This is a genomic window from Stenotrophomonas sp. YJH_SMC_4, from assembly GCF_059371575.1.
Window position 1 is genome coordinate 72,476 of the sequence record NZ_JCAFUR010000007.1, and the last position, 21,943, is coordinate 94,418.

The window sequence follows — 21,943 nt, forward strand, 5'->3', positions numbered from 1 at the left end:
CACGCCGTCACCGGGGTGGTGCATGCTGGGCCCTGGAGCCCTGCGCGGACACGGGGAGGTGGCCATGCAGGACGGGGTCAGGCGTCAAGAATGGCGTCCGCCGGCCGTTGAGGTCGGGGATGTGGAGGATTCGTTCGCGCATGAAGCCAGCCGACTGCACAAGGAAGATCGACCGATGCCCGCGTTGAAGCGGGCGTTGGCCCGTCCGTTGCGCGCCATCACCTGGGGCGGCGTGCTGCTGGGCCTGTTGCTGGTGGCCGGATTGGCCACCATGCTGGCCAACGACCATCACCGCCGCCTGGAGGCGGCGCAGCGGCAGAGCCGGGCGCTGGCGGTGGGGAGCGAGCGCCTGCTGGCGCTGGAACTGCGCAATCTGGAGCGGGCGATGACCGGCATCGCCGGCGATGCCGGTGAGTTGTTCCGCAGCGTGCCGTCACAGGCCCCGGTACTGCTGGATGCGGCCATCGGTGGCGTGCTGCGCCGCCACGCTGAACTGCACAGCATCGTGGTGCTGGACCGCCACGGGCGCGCGCTGACCGCCGGGCGCGGCGACCTGCAGCTGCCGCTGTGGACCGACCCGCTGCGCCGGGGGCAGGGCAGTGCCCTGTACATCGGCCCGCCGCAGCGGGCCAGCGATGGCGACTGGGTGGTGCCGCTGGCACTGCCGATGGCCGGTGAACGCTGGCTGTTGGCGCGGCTGCGCTGTGGTGAACTGCAGCGCATCGCCGGCGGCCTGGATGTTGGTCCCAACGGGCTGGTCTCGATCACCGACGCCGAGGGTTACATGCTGGCGCGCGTGCCCGATCCGCATGGCACGGTCGGTCGCCGCTACGACCTGCCGCGGCGTGACCTGCTCGGCAAGCAGGCAGTGGTCGAGCTCGGCAGCCTGCCCGGCGTGGTCGATGGTGTGCCGCGCATCACGACCATCAGTACGCTCGACCGCAGCCCGCTGGCGGTGCAGATCGGCCTGGCCGATGAGGACGTGCTGGCACCCTGGTGGCCGTACCTGCAGGCATCGGTGGCGATCGTGCTGGCCTACATCGTGGTGCTGCTGGTGCTGCTGTATGCGGTGCGCCGCAGTACCCGCAGCCAGCAGGCGATGGCCGAGGAACTGAAGGCGGGCCATGCCGAGCTGCGTCTGGCCCATCAGGTCGGGCGTGTCTGCACGTGGTACGTGGATGAGGACGCCGCGCTGCTGCGCTGGTCCCCCCTGGCGCGCGAGATCTTCGGCGTGCAGACCGATGCGCTGCCGGTAGCCGACTTCTTCGCTCGCGTGCATCGCGATGATGCCGCGCGCCTGCAGCAGGCTTTCGACCAGGCCTTTGCCGGCGGCGCAGTGCTCGACCAGGTGTTCCGCCTGGTGCTGCCCGGTGGTGAAGTGCGCTGGGTGGGCGCGCGCGGACAGCGGGTGGAGGTGGCCGACAGCGAACGACGCATGATCGGCGCGTTGACCGACCTGAGCGAACGCTACCAGGCGCGCGAGCAGATGAGCGAAGTGGAACGCCGCTTCCGCCTGCTGTTCGACCGCAACCCGGCGCCATTCTGGGTGTTCGACCCGGACACGCTGCGCTTCATCGAGGTCAATGACGCGGCGGTGCGCCAGTACGGCTACAGCCGCGAAGAGTTCCTGGCGATGAGCATCCTCGACATCCGCCCGCGCGAAGGCTGGGACGAGGTGCGTGGTGCCATCCAGCGCGCGCAGGTGGGCGATCCCCCCGACGCAACCGTGCGCCTGCACCGGCGCAAGGACGGCAGCGTGTTCGAAGTGCGCGCACACCTGTCCAAACTCGATTTCGACGGACAGCCCGCGTGCCTGGTGCTGGCCGAGGATGTGAGCGAACGGCTGGCCTACGAACGCGACCTGGCCTACCAGGCACGGCACAACCCGGCCACCGGCCTGCTCAACGTGCGTGCATTGACCGACCAGCTGGATGAGCAGGGCGAGGGCTATACCATCGCCTTCGTGCAACTGCGCGGACTGCAGCTGGTGGCCGATACGCTGGGCCGTGAGATCGGTGATGCGGTGCTGCAGTCGATGGCGACCCGCTTGGGCGGGTTGGGCGCACGCTGCGGCACGCTGGCGTTCCAGCCGGCGGAGGACTTCGTGTTCGCCATCGGTTCGGAGCACGATACCCAGCGCGTGCTGGACGACCTGCTGCAGATCGTGTCGGCGCCGATGCGCGGCAAGGATTCACTGCACCAGTTCGAGCCGCGCATCGGCGTGGCGGTGCATGTGGCCGGTGACGGCCACAGCGCCGAACAGGTGATCGGCATGGCCGCGCAGGCGGCGCACGCGGCGCGTGCCGAGGGCAATGTGGTGGTCTGGTTCGACGCAGCGGTGACCACGCGGCTGGCCGACCGGTTGCGCCTGGCCGGGCGCATCCATGCGGCCATCGACAACGAGTTCCAGCTGTACTTCCAGCCGATCCGGCATGCCAGCGATGGCAGCCCGGCGGCATTGGAGGCATTGCTGCGCTGGCCGCAGGCTGATGGCAGCTTCATTCCGCCCAATGAGTTCATCCAGCTGTGCGAGGACACCGGGCTGATCCTGGCACTTGGCCGCTGGGTGATCCGAGCGGCAGCGAAGGCGCAGCGGCGGTTGGTCGAGGCCGGGTGGGGCGAACTGCCGATTGCGGTCAACGTCTCGGCCGTGCAGTTCTTCAACAGCGACCTGGTGGCCGAGTTCACCCGCGCCCAGCAGGAGTTCGGTTTGGCGCGGGGTGCGCTGCATGTGGAACTGACCGAGAGCAGCCTGATGCGCAAGCCGGGGCAGGCGATGCAGACCATGCAGCGCCTGCACGAGCAGGGCATCAGCGTGTCGCTGGATGACTTCGGCACCGGCTATTCCAGCATGTCCTACCTGCAGCACCTGCCGCTGGACATCCTGAAGATCGACCGCAGCTTCGTGGCGGACGTGGAAACCAATCCACGCAACGCCTCGATCTGCCGCGCACTGCTGTCGCTGGGCCACAGCATGGGCCTGACCATCATCGCCGAAGGCGTGGAGACGCCGGGACAGCTGGACTGGCTGGCTGCGCACGGCTGTGACCAGGTGCAGGGCTACCTGCTGGGACGGCCGGCACCGCTGGAACGGATCATCGACGCGCTGGATGAGGTCGCCGCCTAAGTGGTAGTGCCGGCCGCTGGCCGGCATTCGCCCAGGACCGGGAGGTGTCTGATTGCCGGCCAGCGGCCGGCACTACCGCAAACGCCAGGCTCGGCTACACCCCGGTTTCCACCAGGTGGTCGATGAAGCTGCGCACCTTCGGTGCCAGGTGGCTGCGGCTGGTGTAGACCGCGAAGATGCCGATCGGCGCGGCCTCCCACTCGGGCAGGACGCGCACCAGACGGCCATCGGCCAGTGCGTCTTCCAGCAGGAAGTCCGGTTGCAGGATCACGCCCATGCCGGCGATCGCCGCTTCGCGCAGCACGTCGCCGTTGTTGGCGTGCAGCAGGCTGCTTACCGACACCTTCACTTCACCGCCGGGCCCCTGCAGCGGCCAGTTGTTGCCTGCGGCCCAGTAGCTGTAGCTCAGGCATGCGTGTGCCTGCAGCTCCTGCGGGGTCTGCGGGGTGCCGTGTGCGGCCAGGTAGGCCGGCGCGGCACACAGGCTCACCCTCGATTCGCCCAGGCGGCGCGCGATCAGCGTGGGACCGGGCTCGCGGGTGATGCGGATGGCCACGTCGTAGCCTTCCTCGACCATGTCCACCAGCCGGTCGGACAGCGCCAGGTCCAGCTCCACCTGCGGGAAGCGCTGGCGATAGCTGGCCAGCAGCGGGCCGAGGCGGGCAATGCCCCAGCTCACCGGTGCGTTGATGCGCAGCGTGCCCGAAGGCTCCAGCGCCTGCGCGCCGATACTGGCCTCCAGCGCGTCGAATTCGGCCAGCAGGCGCACGCACTGGGCGTAGTAGGCGGCGCCGGCACTGGTCGGGCTGACCCGGCGCGTGGTGCGGTGGAGCAGGCGGGTGGACAGGCGCTTTTCAAGCGCCGCGACCTGGCGCGTGACGCCGGCGGTGGACATGTCCAGGGCCTGGGCGGCGGCACTGAAGCCGTTGCGCTCGACCACCGCCACGAACACGCGCATCGCTTCGAGGGTGTCCATTGTTGCGCCTTGTGAAATAAATACGGTCAAACGATCGTATTTATCGGCCCGTGAAGGCGCAATAACCTGTGCCCACTCCCTTCAAGGTGCTTTGCCATGCACACCACGACCGCTCCTGTTTCGCCGCTGGCGCCGTATGGCGCCACCCTGCTGCGCCTGGCTCTGGGCGTGCTGTTCCTGGTCCACGCACTGACCAAGCTGCTGGTGTTCACCCCGGCCGGTACGGCGGCGTTCTTCGAGTCTTTGGGCCTGCCCGGTGTGCTCGGCTACCTCACCATCGGCGTCGAGCTGGTGATCACCGTCGCGCTGCTGCTGGGCATCTACGCACGCTGGGTGGGCCTGGTCGGCGTGCCGCTGCTGCTGGGCACCATCGTCACCGTGCACGGCGCCAACGGCTTCGGTTTCGCCAATGCCGGCGGCGGCTGGGAATACCCGGCGTTCTGGGCATTGGCGCTGGTGGTGCTGTTCCTGCTCGGCGATGGCAAGTGGACCCTGCGTTCGCGCTGATCGCCGCCTGACCCTGCAACTGGAGAATTCCATGTCCCGCCTGCCTTCGCTGTACATCTCCCATGGTTCGCCGATGACTGCCCTGCAGCCGGGCCAGGTTGGCGTGCGCCTGGCCGAGCTGGCGCGCGATCTGCCGACGCCGCGCGCCATCGTGATGGCTTCGGCGCACTGGCTGGGCCGGCAGCCGCTGGTTGGCGCGCATCCACAGCCGCCGACCATCCACGACTTCGGTGGCTTCCCGCGCGCGCTGTTTGAACTGCAGTACCCGGCACCGGGTGATCCGGCACTGGCCGAAGAAGTGGCCGGCCGCATCGCCGCCGCAGGCCTGCCAGTGGCCATCGACCCGCAGCGTGGCCTCGACCACGGCGCGTGGGTACCGCTGCGGCTGTTGCGCCCTCAGGCGGACATCCCGGTGGTGCCGGTGTCGATCCAGCCGCTGCTCGGCCCCGAGCATCAGTTCGCGCTGGGCCGTGCGCTGGCGCCGCTGCGCGAACAGGGCGTGCTGCTGGTCGGCTCCGGCAGCATCACCCACAACCTGCACGACTGGGGCGACTACCAGGACGGCAAGGAAGCGCCGTACGTGCGGCCCTTCATCGAATGGGTGGAGCAGCGCCTGGCCGCCGATGACCGCCAGGCCCTGCTGGATTACCGCCGGCAGGCGCCGTTCGCCGAACGCGCGCACCCGACCGACGAGCACCTGCTGCCGCTGTTCTTTGCAATGGGCGCGGCCGGCGAGGGCGGTTTCGGTGCGCGTCGCATCGATGCCGGCATCGATGCCGGCTTCCTCGCCATGGATCTGTACCGCTTCGACGGGGCATGAGCCGGGGCTGACGCGCGGCGGCCCCGGCCGTCGCGGCCATGGCCGCATGTGGTAGTTTTTTCCGGGTTTCCGGCGCTGGCCTCCAAGCCTCCCCACGCGCCGCTTCCTGGAAGAAGCATGCATACCATTGAAGTCGTCCTGGCGATGCTGGTGGCCGTTGTCGCCAGCGGCTACCTGGTTCGCGTCCTGCCGTTCTCGTTGCCGCTGCCGCTGGTGCAGATCGGCCTGGGTGCGGTCATCGCCGGGGTGTTCAACCGCGGCCACGCGCTGGAGCCGGAAGTGTTCTTCCTGCTGTTCCTGCCGCCACTGCTGTTCCTCGATGGCTGGCGCATCCCCAAGCAGGGCCTGTTCCGCGACAAGGGCGCGATCCTCGAACTGGCGTTCGGCCTGGTGGTGTTCACCGTCATCGGCGCCGGCTTCCTGATCCACTGGTTGATTCCGGTGATGCCGCTGGCGGTGTGCTTCGCGCTGGCGGCCATCGTCTCGCCGACCGACCCGGTGGCGGTGGGCGCGATTGCTTCGAAGGCGCCGATTCCCAAGCGCCTGATGCACATCCTGGAAGGCGAGTCGCTGCTGAACGATGCCTCGGGCCTGGTCTGCTTCCGCTTCGCGGTGGCGGCGGTGATGACCGGCACCTTCTCGCTGGCCACGGCCTCGCTGACCTTCGTGTGGGTGGCGGTGGCGGGATTGGCGGTGGGCGTGGCGGTGACGCTGGGTGTGTCCACCTTCCAGCGCTGGCTGTGGCGCCGCTTTGGCGAGGAGCCCGGCGCGGCGATGCTGGTCAACCTGCTCATTCCGTTCGCGGCCTACCTGCTGGCCGAAGAGATCCATGCCTCGGGTATCCTCGCCGCGGTCGCCGCCGGTATCGCGATGAGCTATGTCGAGCTGACCGGTCGCGTCTCCGGCAGCATGCGCGTGCAGCGCGCCGGGGTCTGGAACATGCTGCAGTTCAGCTTCAACGGCATCATGTTTGTGCTGCTGGGCGAGCAGCTGCCGGGCATCGTCGAACGCGCCACCACCACCATGAACGAGACCGGCCACCAGAGTGCGTGGTGGCTGCTGGTGTATGTGGTGGTGATCAATCTGGCACTGGTCGTGCTGCGCCTGTTGTGGGTGTGGTTGTCGCTGCGCTGGAACCTGCTGCGCGCGCGCCGTCGCGGCCTGGAGCGGGGCGAGGCACCGAACTGGCGCATCGTGGTGGCGACCTCGGTGGCCGGCGTGCGCGGTGCGATCACCCTGGCCGGTGTGTTGACCCTGCCGCTGTTCCTGCCCGACGGCAGTGCGTTCCCGGCGCGTGACCTGGTGATCTTCCTGGCCGCATCGGTGATCCTGTTCTCGCTGCTGGGCGCCAGCATCGCGCTGCCACAGCTGCTGAAGGGCCTGCAGCTGCCGGCTGACTCGGGCGAGCGCAAGGAAGAGGACCTGGCACGCCGGCTGTCGTCGAAGGCCGCGCTGGCCGGGGTCGAGCGCATGCGCCAGCAGCTGGTGATGAACCAGAACACCGAGAACGTGCAGCTGTACAACGACGCCGCCTCGCGGGTGAGCCTGCTCTACCAGCGCCACCTGGAGCGCGACAGTGATGGGCCCGACGTGGACCCGGAGAAGGTACGGCGCATGGAAATGGGCTACCGCCAGCTGCGCAGCGCCGGCCTCAATGCCGAGCGCGAGGAGCTGTTCCGGTTGACCCGGCGCGGGGTGATCTCCGATGAGATCTCGCGGCGCCTGATCCGCAACCTGGACCTGCTGGAATCGCGCAAGCGCGAATGACCGTGTACCCCGGGTGGGTGCGGACCTTGGTCCGCGTTGATCGGGGTCAGATCCCTTTCCGCAGGAAAGGGATCTGACCCCAGGATCCGGGAGCCGTGCTTATTCCGGCTTCTGGTCCAGGAAATACACCTCGACCTTGCCCTTGACCTTGATGGTCATCGGGTTGCCGCGGCGGTCGCGGGCCTTGCCGGCCTGCACGCGGATCCAGCCTTCGCTGACCGAGTATTCCTCGACGTTGTCACGCTCGACGTCGTTGAAACGCACGCCGACGCCGCGCTCCAGCGCCTGCGCATCATGGAAGGGGCTGGCCGGGTTGATCGCCAGGTGGTCGGGAGGGGTATCGCTCATCGCTTCATTCACAGTGACGGCCACCAAGGCCGGCTTCAGCGGCACAGGATAAACCGTAGAATGCCGGCCTGCCCCAGAGGAAGTTCCGCCATGCCCGACAACAGCGACTATTTCGACTTCGAGGAAGACATCCACGACTTCGACGAAGATGGCTTCGAGGCACGGGTCTGGAACCTGCTGGTGCTGATCAACCCGGGCGACGAGGAACTGGCCCTGCAGCAGTTCAACCGCTGGCGCGAGCACCTGGCCGAGGACGGGCAGCCGCTGGAAGCGGACAGCGACTGGCTGCCGGCACTGTTCACGGCCATCGCCTGGCAGTCCGGTTTCGAGGTGGAACGCGACGACCTGGAATCGCTGCAGTCGGCGGTGAACGAGCTGTCGGCGCGTTTCAACCTGCAGCTGGACTGGGGCGGCGACCTGGATGACGAGGACTTCGCCGAAGACCTGGACGGCGTGCAGCTGATGTCCACCGCCTTCGACCGCCTGCGCGAGCACAACTACACGCTGTGGAGCGTGGATGCCGGCAGCGACGGCTTCACCGGCGTGATGGCGCTGACCCGCGACGACGACGCAATGCTGGCGCTGTGCTCGCTGCTCAACGTGGAAATCCGGCTGGGCAGCGACCCGTTCTGAGCGATGGGCCGATCCGCCCGGCACGACCCGGCGGGCACGATCTGCTGGGTGCGGCCTGATGGGTTGATCCGCTGGGGACGACCCGACGGAGTAGAGTCGACTGTTGGTCGACTGCTCTCCCATCCGGCCGCGAGAACCCCGCGCTGCGCGCGATAGTCGACTGACAGTCGACTCTACCCGGTCGGTGCCGGTTGGTGTCCGGCGAACCCGCGACGTGGCCTACGGCCGGTACTGCGCCCTGGCGTTGGCAATCACCGTTTTGACCAGTTCACGGTCGGTGTGCCGTGAGATCGCCCGCGCACCGAGCGCGATCGCCTGTGCGCGCAGCTCGGAAGTGACATCGTAGTGGGCACCGCTGGCCTTGTTCTGGAAGGCCCGCGGGGGAATGCCGAGCTGCGCCGCCATCGCGTGCAGCTCGGCCAGGGTGTCGGCCATCAGGTGCGCCCAGCGCTGTCCGCGCCAGGGATGCACCGCGTCATCGACGTAGACCGTCACCGCCGCGGCCGGTTCAGGCCTGCGGCTTGCTGTCGCTGTCAGCGGCCGGAGCGGCCGGAGCGGCCGGAGCGGCCTCGGCAGCGGCTTCTTCGACCACGTTGCCCTCGGCGGCTTCGCCTTCCTCGCCTTCAGCAGCGTCGACGCCTTCGAACTCGGCGACCAGCTTGTCCAGGTACTCGTCGGCGGTCTGCTCGGATTCGGCCGCCAGGGTGTCCAGCAGCTTCTGCAGCAGTTCGGAGTACTCCAGGTTGACCTTGCGGCCTTCCTTCTCCTGCACGTTGGCCAGGTGCTTGAGCATGGCCAGCATCGGCACCGGGTTCTCGGCGTTGCCCATGGTCTGGCCGCCGATGGCCAGCAGCCACTCACGGCCCTGCAGGCCGATGGCCGCGACCACCTGGCCGTCTTCGTTGGTCAGCACGGCATGGTTCTGCACCTGCTGCTGTGCGTTCAGGCGCAGGAACGGGCGCTTGGCCTGCTGCTTCTTGCGCTTGTCGCGCTTGGCCTTGGAGTTCTGGGACATGGGGTGGGATTACCTGGAAACGGAAAGACCGCCATTGTAGCGGGTGCGCCGGGTGATGCCCCTGGTGCGTGCGGGCCCTGGTCCGCACGCTTTTCACGGATGTGCGGACCAGGGCCCGCACCTGCCGTTTACTTTGCCGGCCCCGGCGCGGCCTGCACGTCCGGGTCGGCGGTGGGCGCCGACAGCCCCACCTGCGGGCCGGCACCGGCCAGGGCGGCCTCCTCGGCGGCCTTGGTCATCACCACGATGCTGATGCGGCGGTTGATCGGGTTCTGCGGGTCGGTCTTGTCGAACAGCACCGACGAGGACAGGCCGACCACGCGGGTGATCTTGCTGTCCTCCAGGCCGCCGTCCACCAGTGCGCGCCGTGCGGCGTTGGCACGATCGGCGCTCAGTTCCCAGTTGCCATAGCCGCGTGCGGCCGAATAGGCGGTGATGTCGGTGTGGCCGGTCAGGCTGATCCGGTTCGGCACATGGTTCAGGTACTCGGCCAGTTCGTGCAGGATCTGCTGCGTGTACGGCTTCAGCGTGGCGCTGCCAAGGTCGAACATGGGCCGGTTCTGCTTGTCCACGATCTGGATGCGCAGGCCTTCCGGGGTCAGGTCCAGCAGCAGCTGGTCCTTGAACGGCTCCAGCGCCTGGCTCCTGCTGATCGCCTCCTGCAGTTCCTTCATCAGCGCTTCCAGCTGCTGCTTGTCGCGCTGCTGCTGGTCCACCGGCTGCGGCACGGCCTCCTTCTGGTTCTGGAAGGGATCGTTGCTGTTGCCGCGCGAGATGTCGGTGGCACCGCCCAGCTTGATCATCGAGGTGCTGGCGCCGCCCGGGCCGGCCATGCCGGGCGCCGGCGTGGCGTTCTGCCCACTCAGCGGGCTGGGGTTGCGGAAGTACTCGGAAATGGCCGCACGGTCGTTCTTGTTGGTGGTGGCCATCAGCCACAGCACCAGGAAGAACGCCATCATCGCGGTCACGAAGTCGGCGTAGGCCACCTTCCACGAGCCGCCGTGGTGGGCGGCGTGGCCGGCCTTCTTGACCCGGCGGACGATGACGGTGGGCTTGTTCTCGGCCATGGCTTACTTGACCGTCTTCAGGTGCTGCTCGAAATCGGAGAAGGCCGGGCGCACGTTCGACGGCAGCGTCTTGCGGGCAAACTCCAGCGCGATCTTCGGGTTGTAGCCGCGCAGGCAGGCCAGCAGGGCGGTCTTGACCGATTCGTAGATGCGGCTGTCCTGTTCGGCGCGGGCTTCCATCGCCGCCGCCATCGGGCCGACGAAGCCGTAGCCCAGCAGGATGCCGAGGAAGGTACCGACCAGCGCACCGGCCACATGGCCGCCCACTTCGACGATGTCGCCGCCGATCGAGCCCATGGTGATGACGATGCCCAGCACCGCCGCCACGATGCCGAAACCGGGCAATCCGTCGGCGACCTTGGTCAGCACCTGCGACGGCGCCATGGCTTCGGCGTGATGCTTTTCCAGCTCCAGTTCCAGCAGCGGTTCCAGCTCGTGCGGCTCGATGTTGCTGCCGATCATCAGGCGCAGGCAGTCGGTGATGAAGTCGATCAGGTGATGGTCGGCCTGCACCTTGGGGTAGTTGCCGAACAAGGCGCTCTCGGCTGGGCGCTCGACATGGTCTTCCAGTGCCATGAAGCCTTCGCGGCGCGCCTTGTTGAGCAGTTCATAGAGCAGGCTGAGCACATCGATGTAGTCCTGCTGCTTGTAGCGCGGGCCCTTGAACACGCCCACCATGGCCTGCAGGGTCTGCTTGACGGTCTTGGCCGGGGTACCGACCAGGAAGGCGCCGAGCGCCGCGCCGCCGATGATGACCAGCTCGTAGGGCTGCCAGAGGGCACCCAGGCGGCCGTGGGCACCGAGGTAGCCCCCGATCACGCTGATGATGACGACCAGGAATCCAACGATGATGAGCATGGGGCGACGCAAGGAGAGGGGATATCTCCTTGTCGGCCCGTCGCCCGGTTTTCTGAAGAGGGAATTCTGTGAAATCGGTCAGCGGGGTGTTTCAGCCCGCCACACCGCTTTCTGCGCCGCCGCGCTGCAACGGGTCGGGCCAGGGCTCGCCATTGCCGGTGAACGAAAGTGAGACGGAGTTCAGGCAGTGGCGCTCGTAGGTGGGCGGCGGACCGTCCGGGAATACGTGGCCGAGGTGGCTGCCGCAGCGCGCACAGGTGATCTCGGTGCGCACCATGCCGTGGCTGGTATCGCGGATCTCGCGCACGTGCGCCGGATCGAACGGAGCGAAGAAGCTGGGCCAGCCAGTACCGGAATCGAACTTGGTGCTGGAGCGGAACAGCGGCAGCGCGCACAGGCGGCAGCAATAGACGCCCTCGCGCTTGTTGTCGAGGAATACCCCGCAGAACGGCGCCTCGGTGCCGTGCTGCAGCAGCACGCGGCGTTCCTCGCTGCTGAGACCGGCAACCAGCGCCTCGGTCTGGGTGGCAGTGGGGGGCGTCAGATCGAAGGCGGTCATGGCGGCGCTCCGTGGGGTCGATGGCCTGGGGATGCCGGAAAACGTGGGGGTGCTGGCGCCCGCTTGCAAGTGTGATGGCCGTTCATGGGCGGCACACAGGCGCTGGCGCATGGTGAATGCGAACCACGCCGGGGCGTGCCATGAAATCGACCCTTTCCCTGCTGTTGATGGCCCTGCTGCCCTTGGTCGCGCAGGCCCAGGTACCGACATCGTCGAGCCCGACCGCCACCCGTAGTGCGACCACCGTGGCACCGCAGCCGGTGGTGCCGCCACCACAGGCCGCGCGCCCGCAGCCGCAGGTACTGCCCTCGCCACAGCCGACGCAGCCGATCAAGTCCACCGGTCCGGCCCAGGTCGCGCCGGCGCCGGTCCCGAAGCCTGCCGACAAGGTCTATGACCGCAATGGCCGCATCGTTCCCGGGGTGCGCCCGGCCGGCCCGAACCGCGTGTTCGACTCGCGCACCGGCCGCTATTACGACAGCGTGCCGGCCGGCGATGGCCAGCAGATCAAGCGCTGACCTCCAATGCCAATCCAGGTGGGCAGCGGCTGTGCGCCGTGCGGGCTGAACGCACGAAAACAACCTGCTGCAGATCACTGCTTTTTCGCCTGCGATTAACCGTTCCGGGACCAACGTGACCGTGCGCCGGCATTTCGCCGCCGCATGTCCTTTGTCCACTGGATCGCGATCATGAAAAACCAGCAGAACCGTCATCCCGGCAAGGAACCGCAGGGCCGCAACCCGCAGCAGCAACAGCAACAGCAGATGGACCCGCAGCAGCCGCACAAGGGCGGCAAGCAGCAGGAACAGCGCTCGCAGAAACATCCACAGCAGCGTTGACTGTCACCATGGTCGGGGTCAGAGCCCGCTGTGCGGGATCCGACCCCTTGCCTGATCCCGCGATCGGGGTCGGATCCCGCGCGGCGGGCTCTGACCCCAACCGCTTCCCCAGCCTCAATCCGGAATCGGCAAGCTCAGTGTTTCCTTCACTTCTTCCATCACGATGTAGCTTTTCGACTCGCGCACGTGCGGCAGTGTCAGCAACGTGCTGCCGAGCAGCTTGCGGTAGGAGGCCATTTCGCTGATCCGCGCTTTCAGCAGGTAATCGAAGTCGCCCGACACCAGATGGCACTCCAGCACGTTGGGCAGCTTCAGCGCCGCGCGCCGGAACTCCTCGAAAATGTCGCCGGACTTGTAGGCCAGGCTGATTTCCACGAACACCAGCAGGCTGGCCTTCACTGCGGCCGGGTCGAGGTGGGCGTGGTAGCCGGTGATCACCCCTTCGCGCTCCAACCGGCGCACGCGCTCCGTGCACGGCGTGGTCGACAGGCCGACCCGCTCGCCCAGTTCGGTGAAGGAAATACGGCCCTCGGCCTGCAGGATGCGCAGGATCTTGCGGTCGATCTTGTCCAGTTCGCGGGTACGGGTGGCCATGGTCGTCAACCTTGGGGAATGAATTGCAGGAGAACATCCTGCCGGTTGATTTCAAAACAGGCAAATCAACTGGGAATGGCTGTCTATACTTCCCCAATTATGGTCCCTGTGCGCTCCAGTGCAGGGAATGATCGGGTTGGAGAAGTCCCATGCGAGTCCTAGTTCTCGGCAGCGGCGTGATCGGCACCACCAGTGCTTGGTACCTGCGACAGGCCGGGTTTGAAGTCACGGTCATCGACCGCCAACCCGGACCGGCGCTGGAAACCAGCTTCGCCAATGCCGGCCAGCTGTCGTTCGGCTACACCTCGCCGTGGGCGGCCCCGGGCGTGCCGAAGAAGGCGATCGGCTGGCTGTTCGAGAAGCACGCACCGCTGGCGATCAAGCCGGGCATGGACCTGGCCCAGTACCGTTGGCTGTGGCAGATGCTGCGCAACTGTACCCATGAGCGCTACGCGATCAACAAGGCGCGCATGGTGCGCATGTCCGAATACAGCCGGGACTGCCTGAACGAGCTGCGTGCGCAGATCGGCATCGAATTCGAAGGCCGCGACCTGGGCACCACCCAGTTGTTCCGCACCCAGCAGCAGCTGGATGCCTCGGCGCAGGACATCGAGATCCTGGCCCAGTACGGCGTGCCGTACGAGGTGCTGGACCGCGCCGGCATCATCCAGGCCGAACCGGCCCTGGCCCATGTCGATGGCCTGGTCGGCGCGCTGCGCCTGCCGCGTGATCAGACCGGCGACTGCCAGCTGTTCACCCGCCGCCTGGCGCAGATGTGCGTGGATGCCGGTGTCGAGTTCCGCTTCGACCAGGACATCACCGGCCTGGAGTTCGATGGCGACCGCATCACCGGCGTGCGCATCGACGGCAAGCTGGAAACCGCCGACCGCTTCGTGGTCGCGCTCGGCAGCTATTCGCCGGCGCTGGTCGCACCATTGGGCATGCGCCTGCCGGTGTACCCGCTGAAGGGCTACTCGCTGACCCTGCCGATCACCGATCCGGCGATGGCACCGACCTCGACCATCCTCGATGAGAGCTACAAGGTGGCGGTCACCCGCTTCGACGACCGCATCCGCGTCGGTGGCATGGCCGAAGTGGCCGGCTTCGACCTGTCGCTGTCGCAGCGACGCCGCGAGACCCTGGAGCTGGTGGTCAGCGACCTCTACCCGAAGGGCGGCGACCTGTCGCGCGCGCAGTTCTGGACCGGCCTGCGCCCGGCCACGCCGGACGGTACGCCGGTGATCGGCGCCACGCCGTTCCGCAACCTGTACCTCAACACCGGCCACGGCACCCTGGGCTGGACCATGGCCTGCGGCTCGGGCCGCTACCTGGCTGACCTGATGAGCGCGCGCCAGCCGCAGATCAGCACCGAAGGCCTGGATATTTTCCGCTACGGCCAGTACGGTCACGCGCCGCAACAAGAGAACCGCACATGCGTCCTGCCCGCGCGCTGATCGATCTGGGCGCCCTGCGCAGCAATTACCGGCTCGCCCGTGAACTGGGCGGTGGCAAGGCCTTGGCGATCATCAAGGCCGATGCCTATGGGCATGGCGCGGTGCGCTGTGCGCAGGCGCTGGAAGGCGAGGCCGATGGCTTCGGCGTGGCCACCATCGAAGAGGCGCTGGAACTGCGCCAGGCCGGCATCCATGCGCCGATCCTGCTGCTGGAAGGCATCTTCGAACCCAGCGACATGGCGTTGGTGGCCGAGCATGATTTCTGGTTCGCCGTGGGTTCGCCGTGGCAGCTGGAGGCCGTCGCCGCCTTCGACAGCCCGCGCCCGTTGACGGTGTGGCTGAAGCTGGACAGCGGCATGCATCGCCTCGGCCTGGACGTGGACAGCTTCCGCGCGGCGCACGCGCGCCTGTCAGCGCTGCCGCAGGTCGAGCGCATCGTGCTGATGACCCACCTGGCGCGCGCCGACGAGCTGGACAGCGAACGCACCCACGAGCAGGCGGCGACCTTCGCGCGCGCCATCGACGGCCTGCACGGCGAGACCAGCGTGTGCAATTCGCCGGCGCTGCTGGGCTGGCCGGACGTGCGCAGCGACTGGGTGCGCCCGGGCCTGATGCTGTATGGCGCAAACCCGCTGCCGGACGACACCACGCTGACCGAGCGCCTGCGCCCGGTGATGACGATGCAGTCGAAAGTGATCGCCGAACGCTGGATCGAAGCGGGTGAGCCGGTGGGTTATGGCGCGCGCTTCGTGGCCAAGGCGCGCACCCGCGTGGGTGTGGTTGCACTGGGCTATGCCGACGGTTATCCGCAGTTCGCCCCGAATGGCACGCCGGTATTGATCGATGGCCAGCCCGGCGCACTGATCGGGCGCGTGTCGATGGACATGCTGACGGTGGACCTGACGGCGCATCCGCAGGCCGCGGTGGGCAGCGTGGTGGAACTGTGGGGCAGTGCGCCGACGTTGGCGGAACTGGCGCCGCGCTGCGGCGTGAGCGCGTACCAGCTGCCGTGCGCGGTCAAGCGCGTGGCGAAGGTATACGTGTAGCGCCGAGCCCACGCTCGGCTTCGGTGGCGGCCGACCTCGGTCGGCGCCCTGTAATGCGTGTCGACCAGGGTCGACACCTACCGGGGGGCCTGGCACGCAGCGGTCGCCCTGCGCGGCTCCGGTAGCGGCCGACCTTGGTCGGCTAATGCGTGTCGACCAGGGTCGACACCTACCGAGGGGCCTAGCGCGCAGCGGTGGCCTGGCTGGCCAGCTGGCGCTTCACCCAGTCATCAATCAGGCGCTTCTCGTAGCGCAGCGGATCGCTGTTGGTCAGCAACCCACTGCCCTGCAGGTAGCCGGAGTCGCTCAGGCGGGCGTCGCCTTCGCTCACAATACGGCCGTCGGCGTCCTTCAACGTGTACTGCAGGGTGATGCGGGGCGGGTAGATATCACGCATCACGCGGATGTCGCGCGCACGCGGGCCGTGCCACGGCTCGTAGTCACCGGCACGCTTGATGTCCACCAGGGTGACATCGAGGGTCTGCCCAGGCTGCAGCGGCTTGGCAGCGGTGGTCTGCAGGTAGCGGGCCAGCTGCTGTACCCAGTCACCGCGTTCGGCCTCGAAGCGGTTGGTGCTCTGGCGGATCTCGGTGAACGTGGCCGGATCCTCCCATTTCACGCTGACCGGGCCATTGGCCTGCAACGCACGCGGCGCGTCCCTACCGGTTACGTTGCGCGCTGCAGCGTTGGCGCCGCTCACCACCAGGGCGCCTGCCAGCAGGGCAATCACGAGTGCGCGTTTCATGACGGTCTCCTGCGTCCCCGCGCTGGGGACGATGTTGATCACGGATCGAGTGTGATCCTGTGGCCGGGTCACTGCAATGGCCGGCTGCGGCGTATGCAAGGGGGGTTACCGCCAATTCATCGTCGTCAACCCTGACTGACGGCGCTTGACGCTGTGAATACGCTCTCTGGAACATGCTGTGTCTCCAATCCGGCCCGTCCAGACGCCCTTGTCCACACTGCCGCCCCTAGTGGAGCGCCCACCGATGATGGTGCCGGCGCCCGAACCCGACCTGCATCATGGCGTGCTTGAGCGCATCAACGCCGGTTTCTGCGTGATCCAGGTGCTGTTCGAAGGCGACCGCGCGGTGGACTATCGTTTCATCGAGGTCAACGACGCCTTCGAGCGCCATACCGGCCTGAAGGACGCACGCGGTCAGCGCATGAGTGCGTTGGAACCGAACCACGAGGAAGACTGGTTCCGCATCTACGGTGAAGTGGCCCGCAGTGGTCGCCCCGCCCAGTTCGAGATGGAAGCGCGCGCCCTGGGCCGCTCGTTCGCGGTTGATGCGGTGCGCGTTGGTCGTCCGGGCGAAGACAAGGTCGGCATCCTGTTCTTCGACATCACCGCGCGCAAGCAGATGGAAGTGGAGCTGGGCGAAAGCGAAGCCCGCTTCAGCGCACTGGCCGATGGCCTGCCGATGCCGGTATGGGTGCTCGACGAGCGCGGCCATGCCCGCTTCGTCAACAGCGCCTTCAGCGAGTTTTTCGGTGGCGACGAAACGCGCGTTCCGGAAGATGTCTGGCGCGGCCTGGTACATCCAGACGATGCGTCCGTATTCGAGTACGAGCTGCAGGAAGCATTGAAGGCGCAGCGTTCGATGCATGCGCTGGTACGTGCGCGGCGCGCCGACGGCCAGTGGCGCTGGCTGGAGATGAACGCGCGGCCGCGCTTCTCGCGCATGGGCCGCTTCATCGGCCTGGCTGGCAGCAGTCCGGACGTGACCGAGCGCCGCGAGATCGAACTGGCACGCGAGGAACTGCTGCAGTCCGAGCGCGCCGCGCGCAGCGCCGCCGAGAACATGGCGCGGCTGAAGGACGAGTTCCTGGCCACGCTGTCGCACGAGCTGCGCACGCCGCTGACCACCATCCTCGGTTGGAGCGAGCTGCTGCTGCAGCGCGTGGACAACACCAGCCCGCTGTACAAGGGCCTGAACGTGATCGCCAACAGCGCCGGTGCGCAGAAGCGGCTGATCTCGGACATGCTCGACCTCAGCAGCATGCTGCTGGGCAAGGTACAGCTGGAGGTGGAAGTGCTGGACCTGCGCACGCTGCTTGGCGAAGCCATCGGCGCGCAGGAACTGGTGGCCGAAGGCAAGGCGCTGGACGTGAACCTGCAGCTGCCCGAGCAGCCCAGCCTGGTATTGGGCGATGCCACGCGCCTGCAGCAGGTGTTCTGGAACCTGCTCTCGAATGCGATCAAGTTCACCCCGGCCGAGGGCCGCATCGACGTTCAGCTGCAAGCCGACGGCACCCACTGGGTGATTACGGTGCGCGATACCGGCGATGGCATCGCACCGGAGTTCCTCAACCACCTGTTCAGCCGCTTCCGCCAGGCCGATGGCACCACCACGCGCCGCCATGGCGGCCTCGGCCTGGGCCTGGCGATCGTGCAGCAGCTGGTCGAACTGCACGGCGGCACCGTCGCCGCCGCCAGCGAAGGCCATGGCCACGGCGCCACGTTCACCGTGCGCCTGCCCCAGCACCTGCCGGATGCCGAGCGCCGGCCGCTGCGCGAAGTCATCAGCGGGCCGATCCTGGAGCCGGTGATCGTCGAACCGTATCCGCTGCGGGGCATGCATGTGCTGGCGGTGGAAGACCAGCCGGAGGTGCTGGAGTACCTGCGGCGCATGCTGGAAGAGCAGGGCGCCAGCGTGTCGGCGGCCAGCTCGGCCGGCGAGGCACTGGCACTGCTGGCCGACACCGGCCATCTGCAGTACCACGTGATGCTGACCGACATCGGCATGCCGGGCATGGATGGCTATGGGCTGGTGCGCACCTTGCGCGAGGACATGGGCGTGGACGCGGCAACCTTGCCTGCGGTGGCGGTGACTGCACTGGCGCGTGCCGATGACCGCCGCCGCGCGCTGGCGTCGGGCTTCCAGGAGCATGTCGCCAAGCCGTACTCGGTGGCGCAGCTGGTGGCTGCCGTACGCAAGGTGCAGGTGCCGCGCGCGGACAGCGCGCTGCACTGAACATTCACGGCCGATCGGCGACCCTGCAATCAGGAGGTCGCCGATGTCCCGTATAGCTCCACGTATCCACACCGATCCGGCGCAGATCGCGCGCCTGGAAGCCCTGCTGCCGCAGCTGGATGGCGAAACGCAGGTGGAACTGATTCTGCACGATGGCCGCCGCCTGCTCGGCACGGTGGCCGTGAGGCCAACCGTGCAGCAATACCGCAACGTCGCTGGCGATGAAGGCAGCAACGGCCAGCTGCGCCTGGATGACTACGACACGCCGGTGCAGCAGCACCATGTGTGGTTGGACGAGATCGCCAGCATCCGCAGGTTGCCGCCGAGGGTTTGACGGCAACCTGCCGGGCCCATCCCCGCTTGGCGTGGATCTACCAGAGGTTGCAGTAGAGCCACGCCATGCGTGGCTGCTGCGCTCAGTGCTCGAACAGGGTCGGCGTCGCCTCGAACCGGCGTGCATACGCCCGCTCCTCCGCAACCCTCGCCACCTCGTCATCGGCCAGGTCCGGCGCGCCATACACCGCATAGGCCACGCTGCCGTCGGCACCATGACCGACCTGGTGCAGCCGGTAGCGCGAGTGGCCGCCGCCGGTGTCCTCGGGGTAATGCACGGGCGGATGGCTGCCTTCCAGGTCCATTTCACTGTTGTCGACCACGCCACCGACGAACAAGGCTCGCATGCAGGTTCTCCTGGGTTTCCGGGGGAGCCTCTACCCTGAACGTTCCAATGTTGCTGGCAGATCAAGGCCCCGTTCGGGTTTCGCAAAGCGGCTGCCGGGGCCGACCCGGTCAAGCCGGTACAATGGACGGCCCTCACGCTTGAAGTACCCGCGCCGATGGCCTCCAGCGACGACGCCCCCCTGCAGACCCTGTTCCTGCCGTTCTCCCAAGGCGCTCTGCGCTGGCCGGAAGGCCCCGTGGCTTTCCTGCGGGCCCGCGACGGCTGGCCGCTGCGCGAAGTGGCCGGCAACCGCGAGGTGCATTGCGAGCAGAGCTTCGCCCCGTTCGCGCAGCCGCTGCAGCAGGCCGCCGGCTGGACCGTCAGCGGCCAGCTGGATGATGTGGCCGGCAAGGGCCGCCACCCGCTGGTGCTGGTGCTGCCGCCGCGCCAGCGTGAAGAAGCCCGCGCGCTGTTCGCCCGCGCGCTGGCGCTGGTCGCCGACGGCGGCCGCATCGTTGCCTGCCAGTCCAACAACGAAGGCGCACGCTCGGGCGAGGGTGACCTCAAGCAGCTGACCGGCCTCGGCGGCAGCCTGACCAAGAATCACTGCCGCGTGTACTGGACCGCGCCGATGCAGGGCCAGCACGACGCCGACCTGGCCAAGCGCTGGTCGGCGCTGGATGCAGTGCGCCCGATTGTCGGGGGCCGTTTCCTCAGCCGCCCGGGCGTGTTCGCCTGGGATCGCATCGACCCGGCGTCGGCGCTGTTGGCCGAACACCTGCCGGCCGACCTGGCCGGGCGTGCCGCCGACCTCGGCGCGGGCTACGGCTACCTGTCGCGCGAGCTGCTGGAACGCTGCCCGAAGATCACCGCGCTGGACCTGTACGAAGCCGAGCAGCGCGCGCTGGCACTGGCCGAACTCAATCTGGCGCCGCCGCCGCGCCCGCTGCCGCTGCGCTTCCTGTGGCAGGACGTCACCGCGGGTATCGAACCGGGCTACGACGTCATCATCAGCAACCCGCCGTTCCACACGCCGTCGCGCGCCGATCGCCCGGACATCGGCCAGCGCTTCATCGCCGTGGCCGCGCAGGCGTTGCGCCCGGGCGGACGCCTGTACGTAGTGGCCAACCGCCACCTGCCGTACGAGTACACGCTCAACGAGAGCTTTGGCGCGGTGCGCGTGATCGCCGAGCGTGATGGCTTCAAGCTGGTGGAAGCGGTGAAGGGGAAGGGCAAGTGAAGCTGGTCAAGCTCATCGCCAACCTGGGCTATGGCAGCCGCAAGCAGGTGCAGTGGATGTTCCGCGAAGGCCGCGTCACCGACGCCGACGGCGAGGTGCTGTATGCCGACGACCAGGTGCCGCACGAGGCGATCCGTGTCGACGGCGAGCCGCTGGACCCGCCGGTGGGCCTGTCGATCGCGCTGCACAAGCCGGCCGGCTACACCTGCTCGACCAAGGACACCGGCCGCCTGATCTACGATCTGCTGCCGCCGCGCTTCCGCGATCGCGATCCGGTGCTGTCCACGGTGGGCCGCCTCGACCGCGAGACCAGTGGCCTGCTGCTGCTGACCGACGATGGCGGCCTGCTGCACCGGATCATCTCGCCGAAGTCGAAGCTGCCGAAAGTCTATGAGGTCGAGTTGAGCGGCGACCTGCGCGGCGACGAGGTAGCGCTGTTCGCCAGCGGGACGCTGATGCTGGAGTCCGAGAAGACGCCCCTGCTGCCGGCTGAACTGGAAGTGCTGGATGCGCGTCGCGCGCGCCTGGTGCTGCACGAAGGCCGCTACCATCAGGTACGCCGCATGTTCGCCGCCACCGGCAACCACGTGCAGGCCCTGCACCGCAGCCGCGTCGGCGGGCTGGACCTGCAGGGGCTGGACGAGGGGCAATGGCGGCAGCTCACCTCCACCGACCTGGATACGCTGTTCGCTCCATGACCACCATCGCTGCGCTGCCGTTCCTCCCCGACGCCGTCATCTTCGACATGGACGGCCTGATGATCGACAGCGAGCGGGTTTCGCTGGCCTGCTGGAGCCAGGCCGCCGACGAGTTCGGACTGGGCCTGGACGAGGCGGTGTTCCTGCGCATGGTCGGCCTCGGTGACCGTGACACGCACGCGCTGCTGCGTGCGCAGGGCATCGAGGACAGCGTGATCGAGGCGGTGGCCGCGCGCTGCCACGACCTGTATGAAGCACGCACGCAGACCGGCCTGCCGTTGCGGCCGGGCATCCTGGAGCTGCTGCAACTGCTGAAGGCGCATGCGGTTCCGCGCGCGGTGGCGACCACCACGCGGCAGCCGCGCGCCAACCGCAAGCTGGCCGCTGCCGGCCTGCTGCCGTATTTCGATGCGGTGATCACCAGTGGCGACGTCGCGCGGCCGAAGCCGGCGCCGGATATCTACCTGCTGGCCGCGCAGCGGCTGGGCCAGGCGCCGGAACGCTGCCTGGCGCTGGAAGACTCACCGGCCGGTACGCGTGCGGCGCTGGCGGCCGGCATGACCGTGATCCAGGTGCCTGACCTGGTGCATCCTGACGAAGAACTACGCGCACTGGGCCACCGCATCGTCGGCTCGCTGGTGGACGCGCACGCGCTCCTGCTGCCGTTGTTGCCGAGGTAACCGGTAGGTGCCGACCGTTGGTCGGCACTCTTTACTGCGTTGGTGGGTGCCAACCTTGGTTGGCACTCTTTACTGC

24 protein-coding genes are annotated in these 21,943 nt (G+C 67.9%); 14 read left to right on the top strand and 10 right to left on the bottom strand.

The window, feature by feature from the left end:
- Window positions 1-64: 64 nt before the first annotated feature.
- Window positions 65-3,127: a bifunctional diguanylate cyclase/phosphodiesterase gene (locus AC5P9F_RS12680; RefSeq protein ID WP_061201496.1), complete on the top strand. Its 3,063-nt coding sequence runs from the start codon at window positions 65-67 to the stop codon at window positions 3,125-3,127.
- 94 nt (window positions 3,128-3,221) lie between these two features.
- Here AC5P9F_RS12680 and AC5P9F_RS12685 read toward each other — a convergent pair whose 3' ends face one another.
- Window positions 3,222-4,103 carry a LysR family transcriptional regulator gene (locus tag AC5P9F_RS12685; protein WP_043033928.1) on the bottom strand — a complete coding sequence of 294 codons (882 nt, stop codon included), beginning with the start codon at window positions 4,101-4,103 and terminating at the stop codon, window positions 3,222-3,224.
- Window positions 4,104-4,199: 96 nt separating this feature from the next.
- On the opposite strand from AC5P9F_RS12685, the gene AC5P9F_RS12690 reads away from it, so the two are divergent.
- From AC5P9F_RS12690 to AC5P9F_RS12700, 3 genes are all read left to right on the top strand, one after another.
- Entirely contained in the window at window positions 4,200-4,610 is a 411-nt protein-coding gene (locus tag AC5P9F_RS12690; protein WP_005407907.1) for a DoxX family protein, read from the top strand.
- A 31-nt stretch (window positions 4,611-4,641) separates the two neighbouring features.
- On the top strand, window positions 4,642-5,430 hold the full coding sequence (locus AC5P9F_RS12695; protein WP_005407908.1) for a dioxygenase family protein: 789 nt from the start codon (window positions 4,642-4,644) through the stop codon (window positions 5,428-5,430).
- 117 nt (window positions 5,431-5,547) lie between these two features.
- Entirely contained in the window at window positions 5,548-7,197 is a 1,650-nt protein-coding gene (locus AC5P9F_RS12700) for a Na+/H+ antiporter (protein WP_005407909.1), read from the top strand.
- 99 nt (window positions 7,198-7,296) lie between these two features.
- On the opposite strand, the gene AC5P9F_RS12705 is transcribed toward AC5P9F_RS12700, so the two are convergent.
- Window positions 7,297-7,545, bottom strand: a complete 249-nt coding sequence (locus AC5P9F_RS12705; protein ID WP_005415112.1) for a DUF3297 family protein — start codon at window positions 7,543-7,545, stop codon at window positions 7,297-7,299.
- A gap of 90 nt (window positions 7,546-7,635) precedes the next feature.
- On the opposite strand from AC5P9F_RS12705, the gene AC5P9F_RS12710 reads away from it, so the two are divergent.
- Complete coding sequence (locus AC5P9F_RS12710; protein ID WP_005407911.1) at window positions 7,636-8,178, top strand: DUF6630 family protein; 543 nt, start codon at window positions 7,636-7,638, stop codon at window positions 8,176-8,178.
- A gap of 219 nt (window positions 8,179-8,397) precedes the next feature.
- Here AC5P9F_RS12710 and AC5P9F_RS12715 read toward each other — a convergent pair whose 3' ends face one another.
- The 5 genes from AC5P9F_RS12715 to msrB all read right to left on the bottom strand — a co-directional run bounded on the left by AC5P9F_RS12715 (window position 8,398) and on the right by msrB (window position 11,677).
- Window positions 8,398-8,673 (bottom strand): DUF4031 domain-containing protein, encoded by a 276-nt coding sequence (locus AC5P9F_RS12715; RefSeq protein ID WP_005412122.1) that lies wholly within the window; start codon window positions 8,671-8,673, stop codon window positions 8,398-8,400.
- Between the two features lie 13 nt (window positions 8,674-8,686).
- Complete coding sequence (locus AC5P9F_RS12720) at window positions 8,687-9,193, bottom strand: hypothetical protein (protein WP_274850034.1); 507 nt, start codon at window positions 9,191-9,193, stop codon at window positions 8,687-8,689.
- A gap of 128 nt (window positions 9,194-9,321) precedes the next feature.
- On the bottom strand, window positions 9,322-10,260 hold the full coding sequence (gene motB / locus AC5P9F_RS12725; RefSeq protein ID WP_005412123.1) for a flagellar motor protein MotB: 939 nt from the start codon (window positions 10,258-10,260) through the stop codon (window positions 9,322-9,324).
- A 3-nt stretch (window positions 10,261-10,263) separates the two neighbouring features.
- Window positions 10,264-11,118 (bottom strand): flagellar motor stator protein MotA, encoded by an 855-nt coding sequence (motA, locus tag AC5P9F_RS12730; RefSeq protein ID WP_005407915.1) that lies wholly within the window; start codon window positions 11,116-11,118, stop codon window positions 10,264-10,266.
- Between the two features lie 91 nt (window positions 11,119-11,209).
- Window positions 11,210-11,677, bottom strand: a complete 468-nt coding sequence (gene msrB / locus AC5P9F_RS12735; protein WP_005412124.1) for a peptide-methionine (R)-S-oxide reductase MsrB — start codon at window positions 11,675-11,677, stop codon at window positions 11,210-11,212.
- 140 nt (window positions 11,678-11,817) lie between these two features.
- Between msrB and AC5P9F_RS12740 the strand changes: the two genes are divergently transcribed.
- Window positions 11,818-12,195, top strand: a complete 378-nt coding sequence (locus tag AC5P9F_RS12740; RefSeq protein WP_044569474.1) for a hypothetical protein — start codon at window positions 11,818-11,820, stop codon at window positions 12,193-12,195.
- Between the two features lie 144 nt (window positions 12,196-12,339).
- Complete coding sequence (locus AC5P9F_RS12745) at window positions 12,340-12,516, top strand: hypothetical protein (protein ID WP_033833709.1); 177 nt, start codon at window positions 12,340-12,342, stop codon at window positions 12,514-12,516.
- A gap of 114 nt (window positions 12,517-12,630) precedes the next feature.
- On the opposite strand, the gene AC5P9F_RS12750 is transcribed toward AC5P9F_RS12745, so the two are convergent.
- Window positions 12,631-13,110, bottom strand: coding sequence for an Lrp/AsnC ligand binding domain-containing protein (locus tag AC5P9F_RS12750; protein ID WP_005407919.1), 480 nt, complete (start codon window positions 13,108-13,110; stop codon window positions 12,631-12,633).
- Between the two features lie 149 nt (window positions 13,111-13,259).
- On the opposite strand from AC5P9F_RS12750, the gene AC5P9F_RS12755 reads away from it, so the two are divergent.
- Window positions 13,260-14,564 (top strand): D-amino acid dehydrogenase, encoded by a 1,305-nt coding sequence (locus AC5P9F_RS12755; protein ID WP_005412127.1) that lies wholly within the window; start codon window positions 13,260-13,262, stop codon window positions 14,562-14,564.
- Complete coding sequence (alr, locus tag AC5P9F_RS12760; protein WP_099524723.1) at window positions 14,543-15,610, top strand: alanine racemase; 1,068 nt, start codon at window positions 14,543-14,545, stop codon at window positions 15,608-15,610. The genes AC5P9F_RS12755 and alr overlap by 22 nt, the downstream gene beginning before the upstream one ends.
- Window positions 15,611-15,791: 181 nt before the next feature.
- On the opposite strand, the gene AC5P9F_RS12765 is transcribed toward alr, so the two are convergent.
- Window positions 15,792-16,355: a DUF3016 domain-containing protein gene (locus AC5P9F_RS12765; RefSeq protein WP_012479027.1), complete on the bottom strand. Its 564-nt coding sequence runs from the start codon at window positions 16,353-16,355 to the stop codon at window positions 15,792-15,794.
- Between the two features lie 244 nt (window positions 16,356-16,599).
- Between AC5P9F_RS12765 and AC5P9F_RS12770 the strand changes: the two genes are divergently transcribed.
- Both AC5P9F_RS12770 and AC5P9F_RS12775 read left to right on the top strand, forming a co-directional pair.
- On the top strand, window positions 16,600-18,588 hold the full coding sequence (locus AC5P9F_RS12770) for a hybrid sensor histidine kinase/response regulator (RefSeq protein WP_049442177.1): 1,989 nt from the start codon (window positions 16,600-16,602) through the stop codon (window positions 18,586-18,588).
- Window positions 18,589-18,631: 43 nt separating this feature from the next.
- The gene (locus AC5P9F_RS12775; RefSeq protein WP_024957100.1) at window positions 18,632-18,922 is read left to right on the top strand and encodes a DUF3247 family protein; all 291 of its coding nucleotides are present in this window, start codon (window positions 18,632-18,634) and stop codon (window positions 18,920-18,922) included.
- Window positions 18,923-19,004: 82 nt separating this feature from the next.
- Here AC5P9F_RS12775 and AC5P9F_RS12780 read toward each other — a convergent pair whose 3' ends face one another.
- Window positions 19,005-19,268 (bottom strand): hypothetical protein, encoded by a 264-nt coding sequence (locus AC5P9F_RS12780; protein WP_005407925.1) that lies wholly within the window; start codon window positions 19,266-19,268, stop codon window positions 19,005-19,007.
- 156 nt (window positions 19,269-19,424) lie between these two features.
- Between AC5P9F_RS12780 and AC5P9F_RS12785 the strand changes: the two genes are divergently transcribed.
- Genes AC5P9F_RS12785 through AC5P9F_RS12795 form a run of 3 tightly spaced genes read left to right on the top strand, consistent with a single transcriptional unit; the run spans window position 19,425 to window position 21,867 of the window.
- The gene (locus AC5P9F_RS12785; protein ID WP_043033920.1) at window positions 19,425-20,489 is read left to right on the top strand and encodes a class I SAM-dependent methyltransferase; all 1,065 of its coding nucleotides are present in this window, start codon (window positions 19,425-19,427) and stop codon (window positions 20,487-20,489) included.
- Window positions 20,486-21,187: a pseudouridine synthase gene (locus AC5P9F_RS12790; RefSeq protein WP_065184145.1), complete on the top strand. Its 702-nt coding sequence runs from the start codon at window positions 20,486-20,488 to the stop codon at window positions 21,185-21,187. Before AC5P9F_RS12785 ends, AC5P9F_RS12790 begins: the two co-directional genes overlap by 4 nt.
- Complete coding sequence (locus tag AC5P9F_RS12795; protein WP_043033919.1) at window positions 21,184-21,867, top strand: HAD family hydrolase; 684 nt, start codon at window positions 21,184-21,186, stop codon at window positions 21,865-21,867. Before AC5P9F_RS12790 ends, AC5P9F_RS12795 begins: the two co-directional genes overlap by 4 nt.
- Window positions 21,868-21,943: the final 76 nt, after the last annotated feature.